This window comes from Blastococcus sp. SYSU D00813 (assembly GCF_054050735.1).
Window position 1 is genome coordinate 1 of record NZ_JBJGZX010000041.1, and the last position, 13,980, is coordinate 13,980.

Sequence of the window (13,980 nt, forward strand, 5' to 3'; positions counted from 1 at the left end):
GCCGTCGTCCCCGCGCGGGACGACGGCGGCGGCGAGCCGGCGCAACACGGTCATCCGGTGCGCCGCCAGCGGAAGGTCCGGGCGCAGATCACGGCGCCGATGATCACCCATGCGGCCAGCACCACGGCAGTGGTGCCGTGCTCCCAGCTGCCCGCGGGTTCGGCGACGGCGGCGGAGTCGGGCAGGAACACCGACCGCATGCCCTGGACCATCCACTTCAGCGGGAAGAGCGCCGCGAGCTGGTCCATCCACCCGGGCAGGTCCGAGTCGAGGAAGAAGACGCCCGAGACGAACTGCAGGACCACCGCGAACGCCGGGATGCCCGCGCTCGCCGACCGCGCGCTGCCGACCACCGAGGCGACGGCGACGCCGAGGACCGTGCCGGCGAGGATGCCGAGCACGACCACCCAGGCGAAGGTGACCCACCGGCCGAGCCCGGTCGGCAGCGGCACGTCGTAGAGCAGTGCGGCCACGGTGAGCAGGACGGCGAGCTGGGCGACGGTCGTGACGACGACCTGCCCGGCCTTGCCGATCCCGTAGGACAGCGGCGGCGTCCCGAGGGTCTGCAGTCGCGCGAGGTCGCCGCGGTCGCGCTCCTCGGTGACCGCGGTGCCGAGCGCCTGGAAGCTGGTCAGCATCACGCCCGTCGCGGCGATGCCGGCGAGGAAGTACTGCTGGAAGCCGACGCCGGGCACGACGTCCTCGTCGCCGAAGACCGAGCCGAAGATCACCAGCATGATCACGGGGTAGGCGAACGAGAACACGACCTGCCCGGGGTCGCGCACGAACAGCCGCAGCTCCAGGGCGACGCGCGCCGCGCCGATCGCGAGCGCCGAGGGCGGTTCGGGCCGGGGGGTCGCGGGTGCGCTGACGGTCGGGCCGAGCGTGGCGGTCATCGGAGGGCTCCCTCGGGGGTCGCGGTGGGGGTGGCCGGCGCGCCGACCAGCTGCAGGTAGACGTCCTCGAGCCCGGGCCGGGTCACGGTCAGGCCGGGCACCTCGCCGGCCGGGTGCGCGGCCAGCAGGTCGCGCAGGACGGCGGCGGGCTCGGGGGTGACGACCTCGCGGAGGGCGTCGTCCTCCCGCCAGCGGACCGTCGCGGTCCGGCGCAGCTCGGCGCCGAGCTCGGCCGGTGGCGCCACCTCGACCAGGCGGCCGTCGGCGAGCACCCCCACGCGGTCGGCCAGGTGCGCGGCCTCGTCGAGGTAGTGGGTGGTGAGCAGCACCGTCGTCCCGCCGTCGCGCATGCCCTCGACCAGCGCCCAGAACTGCCGGCGGGCCACCGGGTCCATCCCGGTGGTCGGCTCGTCGAGGAACACCAGCTCGGGCCGGCCCTGCACCCCGAGGGCCACCTCCAGCCGGCGGCGCTGGCCGCCGGAGAGCCGGTCCACCCGCCGGCCCGCGGCCTCGGTGAGGCCGACCGCGTCGAGCAGCTCGGCGGTGTCACGCGGGACGCCGTGGTAGCCGGCGAAGTGGTCGAGGGTCTCCCGCACCGTCAGCGCGTTGCCGGCGCCGGTCGTCTGCCCGACCACCCCGACCCGGTCCCGCCAGGCGCGGCCGGCGGTGGCCGGGTCCTCGCCCAGCACGGTCACCTCACCGGCGTCGCGGCGGCGCACCCCCTCGAGGACCTCCACCGTGGTCGTCTTGCCCGCGCCGTTGGGGCCCAGGAGCGCGAAGCACTCGCCGCGGTGGACGTCGAGGTCGAGGCCGTCGACCACCGTGCGACCGCCGTAGCGCTTGACCAGGCCCCGCACCCGCACGGCCGGGTCTCCTCCGCGGTGCGCCGGGCCCGTCGGGCGGGGCGCCGTCTGCGTCGTCGTCATGGCCCGAGCCTGTCCGGCCGCGCCGCCCGCGGGGACCGCCGAGCTGCCGAACCGCCGTCCACCGGTCGGTGGACACGGCGCATCCGGCGAGGCCCGTCCCGCCGAAGGGCGGGCATCACCTACCTGTGCAACGCTCGATCGCGCACCACCTTCTACGGCACAACTGGGGGTCTTCCGTTGTCTGCTGGCACACGTCGCGTCGGGATCGCCGTCGTCGGTCTGGGAGGGGCGGTCGCGACGACGGCCGTGGCCGGCCTGGAACTGCTGCGTCAGGGGGCCGTGGCCCCGGACGGGCTCCCGCTGGCCGGGCTCGACCTCGAGGGGGTGCCCCTGGAGGAGGCGACCGGCATGGCCGACTACGGCGACCTGGTCGTGGGCGGGTGGGACCTGGACGGGTCGGACCTCTACAAAGCCGCGGAGCAGCACGCCGTCCTCGACCACCGCCAGCTCGGCCAGGTCGAGTCCGCCCTGTCGCGGATCACGCCGTGGCCGGCGGCCGGGGACGCCGACTTCTGCCGCAACGTGAGCGGCGGCAACGTGCTGCTCGCCGAGACGCGGCGCGCGCAGGCCGACGCCGTCCGCGCCGACCTCGCCCGGTTCCGCGCCGAGCAGTCCCTGGACGGCCTGGTGCTGGTCAACCTCGCCTCGACCGAGCGCTGGCCCGACCCGGCCGCGCCGGCGCTGCAGACCGCGGAGGCGTTCGAGGCCGGGCTGGACGCCGACGACCGGTCGATCACCCCGGCCATGGTCTACGCCTACGCGGCGATCACCGAGGGCGTCGGCTACGTGAACTTCACGCCGTCGCTGGCCGCCGACGTCCCCGCCCTGGTGCAGCTGGCCGGGCAGCGCGGCGTCCCGCTGGCCGGCAAGGACGGCAAGACCGGCCAGACGATGATGAAGACGGTGCTCGCGCCGGCCTTCCGCAGCCGGGCGCTGACGGTCGAGGGCTGGTACTCGACCAACATCCTCGGCAACCGCGACGGCCTGGCCCTCGACGACCCGGACTCGCTGAACAGCAAGCTGCAGACCAAGGGCAGCGTCCTGGACTCGATCCTCGGCTACCCGGTCGAGGACCACGTGGTGCGGATCGACTACTACCGGCCGCGCGGCGACCAGAAGGAGGCCTGGGACGCGATCGACCTCGTCGGGTTCCTCGGCCAGCGCATGCAGGTCAAGGTCGACTTCCAGTGCCGCGACTCGATCCTCGCCGCCCCGCTGGCCATCGAGCTGGCCCGCCTCACCGACCTCGCGCAGCAGCGCGGCGAGGGCGGTGTGCAGGAGCAGCTCGGCTGGTTCTTCAAGGCCCCGATGACGCCCGGCGGCGGTACCCCGGAGCACGCCCTGCACCGGCAGGAGCAGGTGCTGCTCGACTGGCTCGGCGCCGGCGCGACCCCCCGGTGACGGCCGCGCTGGCCGCGCTCGGTGCGCTGCGGCCGCTGCTGGCCGAGATCGGCGACGCCAAGCGGGTGCGGGTGGCCGCCGCCCCCGGATCCCTGGCCGAGCAGGCGTTCACCCGCGCGTGGGGCCGGCTGACCGCCGGCGAGGACGCCGCCGTGGTGGCGCTGTCGGAGACCGCCGCGGCCGTCGCGCGCGCCCGGCTGGCCGGCATCGACGGGGCGGTGCTGCGCGCGGCCGGGCTGGACGACCGCGAGGTGCGGGCGGTGCTGCGCCGGTCGTTCGACGAGGTGTCCGGACCGCTGGACGACGTGCTGCGCGAGCGGCTGCGCGAGGCGCTGCCCACCGCGCTGCCCGAGGTGCAGGGCCCACCGCTGGCCGCCGCGCTCAACCGCCAGCCCCGCGCCGGGGCCACCGCGCCCGGCCGGGCCCGCGTCGTCGTCGAGCCCCCGGAGAGCCACGGCGACCACTGCCTCACCGTGGCCGTCTACGGGGTGCTGGTCGCGCCGGTCGTCGGCGCCGACCCGGTCGTGCCGTTCCTCGTCGGGCTGGCGCACCACCTGCACAACGTCGTCCTCCCCGACGCGGGCTTCGCCGGCGAGGTGCTGCTCGGCGGGGCGCTGCCCCGGGTGCTGGAGACGCTGGAGTCCGCGCAGCTCGACACCCTGCCCGGGCCGCTGGCCGAGCGGCTGCGGTCGGTGCTCGCGCTGCGTGCCGACGCCGCCGCGCCGGAGTCGCAGGCGTTCCACGCCGCCGACGTCCTCGACCGGGTGCTGCAGGTCCACCACCACGCCTGCGCGGCCGCGTTCACCGTGGAGCAGGCCCTCGACGACCTCGAGCTGGTGCACGCCGGACCGGTGCAGGCGTTCCACCTCGACGTCCTGGCGGCGGCCGGGCTGTGAGCCGCGCGGTGCTGGACGTGCCCGTCGTCGACGGCATCCCGTTCGCCCGCGCCGGCCGCGACGACCTGCGCGCCGAGGTGACCGGGCTGCTGGCGCACGGGGAGGTCGACCGGGCCCGGGTGCTGCTCCTCGCCGACGCCGACGACTGGTGGACCGAGCCGCCCCCGCCCCCGGAGCAGCTGGCCCGGGTGCCGGCCGCCCGCACGCTGCGGGAGGCGATGACGCTGCTCGGGATGGGCCGGGTGGCCGACTACTTCGCCCACCGCTGGTCCGACCCCACGCACCTGGCCGGGCTGGCGCTGCTGCAGTCGCACTGGCCCGGCGACCGGCCGGTGGTCGACGTCGCGTGCGGCGTCGGCGCGCACCTGCGGGAGCTGTCCCGGCGGGGCGTGACCGACCTGATCGGCGTCGACGTCGTCTGGGCCAAGCTCTGGCTGGCCCGCCGGTTCGTCTGCCCGGCGGCGCGCTACGTCTGCGCCGACCTCACCGCGGCGCCCGACCCCGCGGTGACCCCGCCCGCGTACGTGATGTGCCACGACGCCTTCTACTTCCTGCGCGACAAGCCGGCCGCGGCCGCGGCGATGCGCGCGCTGGCCGGGCCCGGCGGCAGCGTCGTCGTCGGCCACGCGCACGTGGCCGACCCGCACGGGGAGCCGCTGACGCCGGAGGGCTACGCCGAGGTGCTCGGCGCCGGCCTGCTCTACGACGACGCGGAGCTCACCGCCGCCCTGCTGGCCGGCCGCCCGCCCCGGCCGGCCCCGGCCGCGGAGCTGCACGGCAGCGAGGCGATCGCGCTGGTCAGCGGGGATCCGCTCGGGCCCGGCCCCGACCTCGGCGAGCCGCTCGGCCCGCTCACGCCCAACCCGCTCTACCGCGACGGGACCCTGACCTGGCCCAGCGAGCGGTACGCCGCCGAGTACGGGCCGCGGTCGGCGTACCTGCCGCCGCGCTGGCCCGACCCGCTGCCCGCCGACGCGGCCCGCCGCCGGCTGCTCGTCGACCTCCCGGAGGCCTGGTGACCCCGCGAGATCTGCACACTCGGGGCCTTCCCACCTCGGAAAGGCCCGAGTGTGCAGATCTCGGGGACGGATCGATCGTCGGGTGGGGCGTCGCCGGGTGCGGGTGGGTGGCCCGCGACCACGCGCTGCCCGCGCTGCGGACGACGCCCGGCGCCCGCGTCGTCGCCGTGCACGACCGCGACCCGGCCGCGCTGGCCCGGCTGTCCGTCGAGGCCCCGGCCACCCCGGACCTCGGCGCCTTCCTCGCCACGCCCGGCCTCGACGCCGTCTACGTGGCGGTGCCCAACGCCGCGCACCGGGAGGTCGTCGAGGCGGTCGCCGCGGCGGGCAGGGCGGTGCTGTGCGAGAAGCCCCTGGCCGCCGGCACCGCCGACGCCGAGGCCCTGGTCGCCGCGGCCGACCGGGCCGGCGTGCTGCTGGGCACCGCGTTCGACCAGCGCTGGCACCCCGCCCACGTGCGGCTGCGCGAGCTGCTGCCCGAGCTGGGCACGGTCACCGCCGTCCGGGTCGTCTACTGCTGCTGGCTGCCCGGCGACTGGACGCCGGACGGGCAGCCGCACGACAACTGGCGGGTCGACCCCGCCCGGGCCGGCGGCGGCGCGGCGATCGACCTGGCCCCGCACGGCCTCGACCTGGCCGGCGTGCTCCTCGGCGAGGACGTCGTGGAGCTGACCGCCACCCTGCAGACCCGGGTGCACGGCTACGGGGTGGACGACGGCGCGCTGCTGGCCGGTCGCACCGCCGGTGGGGTGCTGGTCGACCTGCACGTCGCCTACAACACCCCCGACGCGCTCCCCCGCCGCCGGCTGGAGGTGGTCGGCACACGCGGCATGGCGGTCGCCGTCGACACCATGGGCCAGACCGCCGGCGGCACGCTGACGCTGCACCGGCCCGACCCGGTCGACGTCCCGTTCGGGGACCAGGCGCCGTTCGCCGCGCAGTTCGCCGCCTTCACCGCCGCGGTGGCCGGCACCGCGGCGTGGCCGTACCCGGCCGCCCGCGACCTGGCGCTGCACCGCCTGCTCGTCGAGGCCCTGTCCACCGCCACCCCTCCGGAGAGGACGCCGTGACCGCGACCAACCCCTACCGCGGCCTGCTGCCCGACCTGCCCGCCTACGCCTGCACCAACTGCGGGCACTGGCAGCGCTGGCCGGCTCCGGGCCCGCTGACCTGCCCGGTGTGCGCCGACGTCCGCAACGCGCTGCCGCAGCACGGCTTCGAGTTCGTCACCGAGAAGCAGGCCGACGAGCTCGTCACCGGGCACTGGCGGCCGGCCCCGGTCGACGGCGTCACCGGGTTCGGCACCTCGCCCCGGTTCGGGCTGGACAGCGTCGGCTGGGTGATCGAGACCGACATCGGGCTGGTCGGCTTCGAGGCCGCGCCCTTCTACACCGACGGCATGCTCGCCGAGCTGCGCCGGATGGCCGGTGCGAAGGGCGGGCTCGACGTGCTGGCCGCCAGCCACGTGCACGGCTACGGCGCGCTGTGGCAGCTGCAGCGGGAGCTCGAGCCGCGGGTGGTGTGCGTCGGCGTCCGGGACCTGGAGTGGACCAAGGCCTTCCGGGTCACCTGGCCGGCCGACGACGTCCTCGAGCTCGCCCCGGACCTGACACTGCACCGCACCGGCGGGCACTTCCCCGGCCACTCGGTGCTGCACGACCGCCGCCGGCGGGTGCTGTTCTGCGGCGACTCGCTCAAGGTCGACCTCGCCGCCGACGGCACCCCCGTCGCGCTGAGCGCGCACAAGGCCTTCCACGCGCAGATCCCGCTCTCCCACGGGGAGCTGCGCGACTACCTCGCCGTCATCGGGGCCCTGGAGTTCGACACGGTCGCGACGCCGTTCGAGATGGTGCCGGGGGTCACCACCGACCACGTCGTCCACCTGGTGCAGCGGCTGCTCGCCGCCCCGCCGGACGCCTCCCCGGTCGCGCTGGAGGAGCTGTGACCGCCACGGTGACGACGCCGTCGCAGCGCTACCTCGACTCCTTCCCCACCCCGGTCGAGGAGTTCGCGATCGAGGGGCTGGACGTGCTCGACGTGCCGCTGCACAGCGCCGTCCTCCCGACCTCGCCGCAGCACCCCGGCGGCAGCGGCCTCGGGTACGGCGCCACCCGGGAGGAGGCCCGCACGGGCGCGCTCGGCGAGATGGCGGAGATGGCGCTGTCGGTGCGGGCCCACGAGCGACTGGAACGGGTGCAGGCCTCCTACGCCGAGCTGGCCCGCCGGGAGGGCCGCGACCGGGTCGCCGACCCGCGCATGCTGTGCCTCGAGGCCGGCAGCGACTACGACGACGACCGGCCGCTGCAGTGGCTGCCCGTGACCCGGCTGCGCGACGGCGAGCGGGTGCTGGTCCCGGCCGAGCTGGTCGCCTCCGCGCCGCAGGACCTCCCCGGCGACGCCCCGCCCGGCGGCTGGCTCACCACCGTCATCACCAACGGGCAGGGCGCGGCGTTCGACGCAGAGCGGGCCGTCACCCACGCCCTGCTCGAGGTGCTGCAGCGCGACGGCAACGCCACCGCCTTCCGCGCGATGGACCGCGGCATCGTGCTCGACCTCGCCGGCCTGCGCGACCCCGACGCGCTCGACCTGCTCGACCGGCTCGACGCCGCCGGCATCGAGGTGCTGGTGAAGCTGGCGAGCACCGCGTTCGGGGTGGTCGACGTGTACGCGGTCGGCTGCTCCCGCGACGGCTCGGAGCCGGTGCCGGTCATGGCCACCGCCTGCGGGGAGGCCGCGCACCCCGACCGCGACACCGCCGTCCGCAAGGCGCTCCACGAGTTCGCCTCCGCGCGCAGCCGCAAGGCGTTCATGCACGGCCCGTACGAGGCGGTGCTGCCGGCGACGCCGCCGGGCTACCTCGACTCGTGGCGCACCGGGCACCCGCCGGAGCGGCTGGTGGAGGAGGACCGGGCGCTGGAGGCGATGCTCGCCTGGACCCGCATGGGCACCGCCGCGCTGACCGACCTGCTCCGCGGCACCGTGCTCGCCCGGCGGCAGACCGCGCGGCTGGCCGACCTGCCGGAGTACCGCGGTGACGACCTGCACGGGCACGTGACCGGCGCGGTGCAGGACGCCGGCTTCGACGTGCTGGTCGACCTGCAGCCCTCGGCCGGCGAGGCGGTCGCGGCCAAGGTGCTGGTGCCCGGGCTGGAGGTGGAGACGATGTCCTACGGCCGGATCGGCGAGCGCGGCGTGCGCCGGCTGCTCGACCGTGACGAGCCGCTCGTGGCGGTCGGCGCCGACCCGGGCGGCTGGGCGCGGGTGCACCTGACCGCCGACGCCGAGGAGCGCCTCGGCGGTCCGGCGTGGTTCGACCGCGCCGGCGCCGACCGGCGGGTGGGCGCGCTGTACCCGCTCTACCGGGAGCCCGGCCGGCACGCGGTCGCGGAGGTGCTGGCCCGGTGAGTGCCCTGCGCTACGCCTACAACACGAACGGCCTCACCTCGCACCGGCTGTCCGACGCCCTGCCGTTCCTCGCCGACTGCGGCTACGCGGGGGTCGCGCTGACCCTCGACGTCGTCCACCTCGACCCGTTCGCCGACGACGCGTTCGCCCGGGCCGAGCGGGTGCGCGCCCGCTGCGACGAGCTCGGGCTGGGCGTGGTCGTGGAGACCGGCGCCCGGTACCTGCTCGACCCGCGGGTCAAGCACGAGCCCACCCTCGTGACGGCGGACCCGGCCGGCCGCGCGCGCCGGCTGGCCTACCTGCGCCTGGCCTGCGACCTCGCCGAGGTGCTGGGCGCAGAGGCGGTCAGCTTCTGGGCCGGGGTGCCGAGGCCGGGGGTCGACCGGAGCGCGGCCTGGGGCTGGGTGGCGGACGGCGTCCGCGCGCTGGTCGAGAGCCATGGCGGCCGCTCCTACGCCCTGGCCGTGGAACCCGAGCCCGGGATGCTGGTCGAGGACTGCGACGACTGGGCCCGGCTCGCCGCCGAGGCCCCCGGCATCACGCTGGCGCTGGACACCGGGCACTGCGTCGTCTCCGGCGCGTACGAGCCGCAGGAGGCGGTGGCCACCTTCGCCCCGCACCTGGGCACCGTCGCTGTCGAGGGCATGCGCCGCGGCGTGCACGACCACCTGCCGCTGGACGAGGGGGACGTCGACCTCCCGGCGGTGCTGCGGGCGCTGCGGGAGGCGTCCTACGACCGGCTGGTGACCCTCGAGCTCTCCCGCGACGGGCACCGCGCGCACGAGATGGTGCCGCGGGCGATGGCGACGCTGCGTTCCGCCGAGGAGGCGACATGAGGGCCTGCTTCGTCAGCCGGCGCTACTGGCCGGCGGTGAGCGGGATGAGCGTCTACGCGGAGAACCTGCTGCGCGAGCTCGTCGCGCTGGGCCACGAGGTGACGCTGGTCAGCCAGTACCGGGACGACGAGGCCGGCACCCGGGTCTACGGCGGTGGCCCGCCCCCGCCCGAGCGGGTGCCCGCCGGCGTGGAGGTGGTGGCGCTGCCCAGTCGTGGGGAGACCGTCGTCCCGGCCGACTGGGAGGGCGACATCGCCGAGATCGTGCGCACCGTCGTCGGCCTGCACGGGCAGCGGCCGTTCGACGTGCTGCACGCCCAGTACGGCTACCCGCCGGGCCTGGCGGTGCTCGAGGCCTCGCGGCGCACCGGGCTGCCCAGCGTGGTGAGCATCCAGGGCGGCGACGGGCACTGGGTCGGCACGTGCTGCACCACCCACGCCGAGGCGATGCGCACCGTCGTCGACCGGTCGGGCGCGGTGCTGATCGGCAGCGACAGCTTCCGCGACGAGGTGGTCGGCAACCTGGGCAGCGACCCGGCGCGCTTCCGGATCGTCCCCGGCGCCACGGACACCCGCCGGTTCACCCCCGCCGAGCGGCCGCTCGGTGCGCTGCAGGACCCGCCAGTGCTGCTGTTCCACGGCCGGGTCGACCGCCGCAAGGGCGTGCTGGACCTGCTGGAGGCGCTGCCCGACGGCGTCCGGCTCGTCGTCTCCGGCATCGGCCCGGACCTCGACGAGGCGAGGGCGCGCGCCGACGGGCGGACGACGTTCCTGGGCTACGTGCCCCCCGACGAGGCCCCCGCGGTCTACCGGACGGCGGACGTATTCGTCAGCCCGACATACAGCGAGGGCTTCAGCAACACCCTCCTCGAGGCGATGGCCAGCGGCCTGCCCACGGTGAGCACGAGCAGCGTCGGCGTCGTGGACTGCCTGCGGCACGAGGAGAACGGGCTGCTGCACGAGCCGGGCGACGTGGCCGGCCTGCGGACGGCGCTCGACCGGCTGCTCGGTGACGCGGGGCTCCGCGAGCGGCTGGCGACGACGGCGCTGGAGGAGGTGCGCCGGCTGTACTCCTGGCCGGTGCTCGCACGGTCGATCGACGCGGTCTACACCGAGGTGGCCGGCACCGCGCCCGACACCGGGTGGTCCATGCCCGGTGACGTCGACCTCTCCTGCCGGTTCCGGTCGGCGGCCCACCTGCTGTGAGGGTGCTGGCGGTCAGCCCGCATTTGGACGACGCCGCGTTCTCGGCCGGCGGCACCCTCGCGGCGCTGGCCGCGGCCGGACACGACGTCACGGTGGTCACCTGCTTCACCGCCACCGTGCCCGACCCCGCCGGCTTCGCCCTGGCCTGCCAGCTGGACAAGGGCCTGCCCGCCGACGCCGACTACATGGCGCTGCGCCGCGCGGAGGACGCCGCGGCGATGGACGAGCTCGGCGTCCGGCCGGTGCACCTGCCGCTGCCCGAGGCGCCGCACCGCGGGTACACCAGCGCGCCGGACCTGTTCGCCGGTGTCCACGACGGCGACGACGTCTGGCGCGCCGTCGTCTCCGAGCTGCAGCCCCTGGACGCCGACCTCTGGCTGGCGCCGCAGGGCCTCGGCGGGCACGTGGACCACCTGCAGGTGCTGCGCGCGGTGGCCGCGCTCGACCGGCCGACGCTGTGGTGGCGGGACAGCCCGTACGTGCTGCGCGAGCCGGCCGCCGTCCCCGGGCCGGAGCTGCCCGGCGGGCTCGCGGAGGTCCAGCCGCCGCAGGACCTCGACCGGCGGGCCGACGCCTGCGCCTGCTACGCCACCCAGCTCGGCTTCCAGTTCGGCGGCGTCGCCGGGATGCGCAGCGCGCTGGCCGGGCTGCCCGAGGTGCTGCTGGCCGGCGACCGGGCCCGCGCGCTGCTCGCCGACCACCCGGGCGGCGCCGGCGCGAGGGCCTGACAGGTCCCCGCGGCCGGCGCCTCCGACTCCCGGCGGGTCAGCGCGACAGCGCCTGCCAGCGGCGGACGGCGAGCGCGGCGAACACGGCCGTGAGCAGGACCGGCCAGGCGACGGCGAGGACGGCGGCGTGCTCGGTCGCCCAGCCGCCGCCGGCGCCGACCGGGTCGCCGAACAGCTCGCGGACGGCGGTGACCGTGGCCGCCAGCGGGTTCCACTCGGCGACCGTGGCGAGCCAGCCCGGCATGGTCGACGTCGCCACGAACGCGTTGGACAGGAAGGCGAACGGCCACACCAGGACCTGCACCGCGGCGACCGAGGCCGGGTCGCGCACGAGCAGCCCGAGGTACACGCCGATCCAGAGGAAGGCTAGCCGCAGCAGGAGCAGCAGCCCGAACGCGGCGACGGCGGGACCGGCCGCGTCGGGCCGCCAGCCCACCGCGACGCCGGCCAGCGCGAGCACCGCCAGCCCCACCGCGGACGAGCCCAGGTCGGCCAGGCACCGCCCGGCCACGACCGCCGACGGCGCCATCGGCATGGACCGGAACCGGTCGGTGATCCCCCGCCCGGTGTCGGTGGCGACGGCGGTCATGGTCGCCTCCAGGCCGAAGACGACCGCGAGCCCCAGGACCCCCGGCACGAGGAAGTCGCGGTACTCGCCCCCACCGGGCACGGCCATCCCGCCGCCGAGCAGGTACAGGAACATCACCAGCATCAGGACCGGGAACAGCAGCGTGACCAGCAGCGCGCCGGGCTGCCGCCGCCAGTGGGCGACGTCCCGGCCGGCGACGGCGACCGCGTCGGCCACCGCCCACCGCACCCGCTCCGCCCGGCTCTCCGCGTCGAGGACCGCGGTCGTCATGCCGGCACCTCCGTCCGCTGCTCGGTCCCCCCGGTGATCCGCAGGTAGGCCTCGTCGAGGGTGGCCGGGCGCAGCAGGACGTCGTCCACGGCGATGCCGGCGTCGTCCAGCGCGCGCACCACGGCACCCACGACCCCCGGGCGGGGGGCCACGGGCACCGTCACCCGGCTGCCCCCGACCGGCGGCGGCGCCCCCGGTGGCCCGGCCGCGACCCGCGCGGCGAGGTCGGCCGCCTCCGCCGCCCGCGCCGGGTCGCCGACGACCAGCTCCAGCCGGTCGCCGCCGACGGCCGCGGTGAGCTCCCGGGGCGTGCCGCGGGCGGCCACCCGGCCGCCGTCGAGCACGCAGACGTCGTCGGCGAGCTGGTCGGCCTCGTCCAGGTACTGGGTGGTCAGCAGCACGGTGGTGCCGCCGGCGACCAGCGCCCGCACCGCCTCCCACACGTCCCGGCGGGCGGCGGGGTCCAGGCCGGTGGTCGGTTCGTCGAGGAAGAGCACCTGCGGTGCGAGGACCAGACCGGCGGCGATGTCCAGCCGGCGGCGCATGCCGCCGGAGAACTGCCGCACCGGCTTGCCGCCGGTGCCGGTGAGGCCGACCAGCTCGAGCAGCTCGTCGGCGCGGCGGCCGGCCGCGCGGCGGTCGAGGTGGTGGAGCCGGGCGAACAGCACGAGGTTCTCCCGCGCCCCGAGCACCTCGTCGACCGCGGGCTGCTGCCCGACCAGCCCGATCCGCCGGCGGGCCTCCCGCGGCCGGGAGACGACGTCCACCCCGGCCACCAGCACCCGGCCGGCGTCGGGCCGGGTGAGCGTGGTGAGCACCCGCACCGTCGTCGTCTTCCCCGCGCCGTTGGGCCCGAGCAGGGCGCACACCGACCCCCGGGCCACCTGCAGGTCGACCCCGTCGAGCACCACCGCGTCGCCGTAGGCCTTGCGCAGATCCACCACGTCCAGGACCGCGGACATCGCACCTCCGTACGCTGTACGTCATTCCGAGGAGTGACACCATACGCTGTACGGAGATGGCTCCGCCAGGGCGTGCGGGAGGCTGGTGGCATGACGACCGGAGGCGGCGGCGGGGACATCGCCGCGACCATGGCCCTGCTGTGGCGGCAGCCGGCGAGCGGTCCGCGGCGGGGTCCGCAGCCCCGGCTGGACGTCGACGGGATCATCGCCACCGCGGTCCGGCTCGCCGACGCCGACGGGCTGGCCGCGCTGTCGATGCGCCGGGTCGCCGCCGAGCTCGGGGTCGGCGCCATGAGCCTCTACACGCACGTGCCGGGCAAGGACGAGCTGGTCGCGCTGATGCACGACGCGGTGCTCGGCGAGCTGTACGCCTCCCCCCTGACCGGCTCGTGGCGCGAGCGGCTGACGGCGGTGGCGCGCGCCAACTGGGACCTGTTCGTGCGCCACCCCTGGGCCGCGCACGTGGGCACCGGCCGGCCCGTCCTGGGGCCCAACCTGATGGCCAAGTACGACGCGGAGCTCGCCGCGGTCGACGGGCTGGGCCTCAGCGAGGTCGAGATGGAGCTGGTCGTCATGACGGTCACCGGCTTCGTCCGCGGCACGGTGACCGGTCTGCACGAGAAGTCGGCCGCCGAGCGCGACAGCGGCCTGACCGAGCTCGAGTGGTGGCAGGCGACGGAGCCGCACATCGAGCGCGTCTTCGACGCACAGCGGTACCCGACCGCGGCGCGGGTGGGCCCGGTCTCCGGCCCGGAGCTCGGCGCCTATCCCGCCGACCGGGCCTTCGAGTTCGGGCTGGAGCGGGTGCTCGACGGCATCGCCGCGCTGGTCGGCCGCTGACCCCGGG

At 76.5% G+C, this 13,980-nt stretch carries 14 protein-coding genes; 10 read left to right on the top strand and 4 right to left on the bottom strand.

Annotated features, from left to right (window positions below):
• Window positions 1-50: 50 nt before the first annotated feature.
• Both ACI8AX_RS20405 and ACI8AX_RS20410 read right to left on the bottom strand, forming a co-directional pair.
• Window positions 51-896, bottom strand: coding sequence for an ABC transporter permease (locus ACI8AX_RS20405; RefSeq protein WP_456551692.1), 846 nt, complete (start codon window positions 894-896; stop codon window positions 51-53).
• Window positions 893-1,822 carry an ABC transporter ATP-binding protein gene (locus tag ACI8AX_RS20410; RefSeq protein WP_456551693.1) on the bottom strand — a complete coding sequence of 310 codons (930 nt, stop codon included), beginning with the start codon at window positions 1,820-1,822 and terminating at the stop codon, window positions 893-895. Before ACI8AX_RS20410 ends, ACI8AX_RS20405 begins: the two co-directional genes overlap by 4 nt.
• A gap of 177 nt (window positions 1,823-1,999) precedes the next feature.
• Between ACI8AX_RS20410 and ACI8AX_RS20415 the strand changes: the two genes are divergently transcribed.
• The 9 genes from ACI8AX_RS20415 (at window position 2,000) to ACI8AX_RS20455 (ending at window position 11,312) form a co-directional block, all read left to right on the top strand.
• Complete coding sequence (locus ACI8AX_RS20415; RefSeq protein ID WP_456551694.1) at window positions 2,000-3,223, top strand: inositol-3-phosphate synthase; 1,224 nt, start codon at window positions 2,000-2,002, stop codon at window positions 3,221-3,223.
• On the top strand, window positions 3,220-4,119 hold the full coding sequence (locus tag ACI8AX_RS20420; RefSeq protein ID WP_456551695.1) for a hypothetical protein: 900 nt from the start codon (window positions 3,220-3,222) through the stop codon (window positions 4,117-4,119). Before ACI8AX_RS20415 ends, ACI8AX_RS20420 begins: the two co-directional genes overlap by 4 nt.
• An 8-nt stretch (window positions 4,120-4,127) precedes the next feature.
• Window positions 4,128-5,138 (top strand): class I SAM-dependent methyltransferase, encoded by a 1,011-nt coding sequence (locus tag ACI8AX_RS20425; RefSeq protein WP_456551696.1) that lies wholly within the window; start codon window positions 4,128-4,130, stop codon window positions 5,136-5,138.
• Between the two features lie 74 nt (window positions 5,139-5,212).
• A complete protein-coding gene (locus ACI8AX_RS20430; RefSeq protein WP_456551731.1) occupies window positions 5,213-6,208 on the top strand; it encodes a Gfo/Idh/MocA family protein in 996 nt (331 codons plus the stop codon).
• Window positions 6,205-7,083 (top strand): MBL fold metallo-hydrolase, encoded by an 879-nt coding sequence (locus ACI8AX_RS20435; RefSeq protein ID WP_456551697.1) that lies wholly within the window; start codon window positions 6,205-6,207, stop codon window positions 7,081-7,083. Before ACI8AX_RS20430 ends, ACI8AX_RS20435 begins: the two co-directional genes overlap by 4 nt.
• Window positions 7,080-8,543: a YcaO-like family protein gene (locus ACI8AX_RS20440; RefSeq protein WP_456551698.1), complete on the top strand. Its 1,464-nt coding sequence runs from the start codon at window positions 7,080-7,082 to the stop codon at window positions 8,541-8,543. The genes ACI8AX_RS20435 and ACI8AX_RS20440 overlap by 4 nt, the downstream gene beginning before the upstream one ends.
• Window positions 8,540-9,379 (top strand): sugar phosphate isomerase/epimerase family protein, encoded by an 840-nt coding sequence (locus ACI8AX_RS20445; RefSeq protein ID WP_456551699.1) that lies wholly within the window; start codon window positions 8,540-8,542, stop codon window positions 9,377-9,379. The genes ACI8AX_RS20440 and ACI8AX_RS20445 overlap by 4 nt, the downstream gene beginning before the upstream one ends.
• Window positions 9,376-10,584: a glycosyltransferase family 4 protein gene (locus tag ACI8AX_RS20450; RefSeq protein WP_456551700.1), complete on the top strand. Its 1,209-nt coding sequence runs from the start codon at window positions 9,376-9,378 to the stop codon at window positions 10,582-10,584. The genes ACI8AX_RS20445 and ACI8AX_RS20450 overlap by 4 nt, the downstream gene beginning before the upstream one ends.
• Before the next feature lie 2 nt (window positions 10,585-10,586).
• A complete protein-coding gene (locus ACI8AX_RS20455; protein WP_456551701.1) occupies window positions 10,587-11,312 on the top strand; it encodes a PIG-L deacetylase family protein in 726 nt (241 codons plus the stop codon).
• Between the two features lie 37 nt (window positions 11,313-11,349).
• On the opposite strand, the gene ACI8AX_RS20460 is transcribed toward ACI8AX_RS20455, so the two are convergent.
• Together ACI8AX_RS20460 and ACI8AX_RS20465 are read right to left on the bottom strand one after the other, a co-directional pair.
• Window positions 11,350-12,171 carry an ABC transporter permease gene (locus ACI8AX_RS20460; RefSeq protein ID WP_456551702.1) on the bottom strand — a complete coding sequence of 274 codons (822 nt, stop codon included), beginning with the start codon at window positions 12,169-12,171 and terminating at the stop codon, window positions 11,350-11,352.
• Window positions 12,168-13,133, bottom strand: a complete 966-nt coding sequence (locus ACI8AX_RS20465; RefSeq protein WP_456551703.1) for an ATP-binding cassette domain-containing protein — start codon at window positions 13,131-13,133, stop codon at window positions 12,168-12,170. The genes ACI8AX_RS20460 and ACI8AX_RS20465 overlap by 4 nt, the downstream gene beginning before the upstream one ends.
• A gap of 90 nt (window positions 13,134-13,223) precedes the next feature.
• Between ACI8AX_RS20465 and ACI8AX_RS20470 the strand changes: the two genes are divergently transcribed.
• Window positions 13,224-13,973, top strand: a complete 750-nt coding sequence (locus ACI8AX_RS20470; RefSeq protein WP_456551704.1) for a TetR/AcrR family transcriptional regulator — start codon at window positions 13,224-13,226, stop codon at window positions 13,971-13,973.
• Window positions 13,974-13,980: the final 7 nt, after the last annotated feature.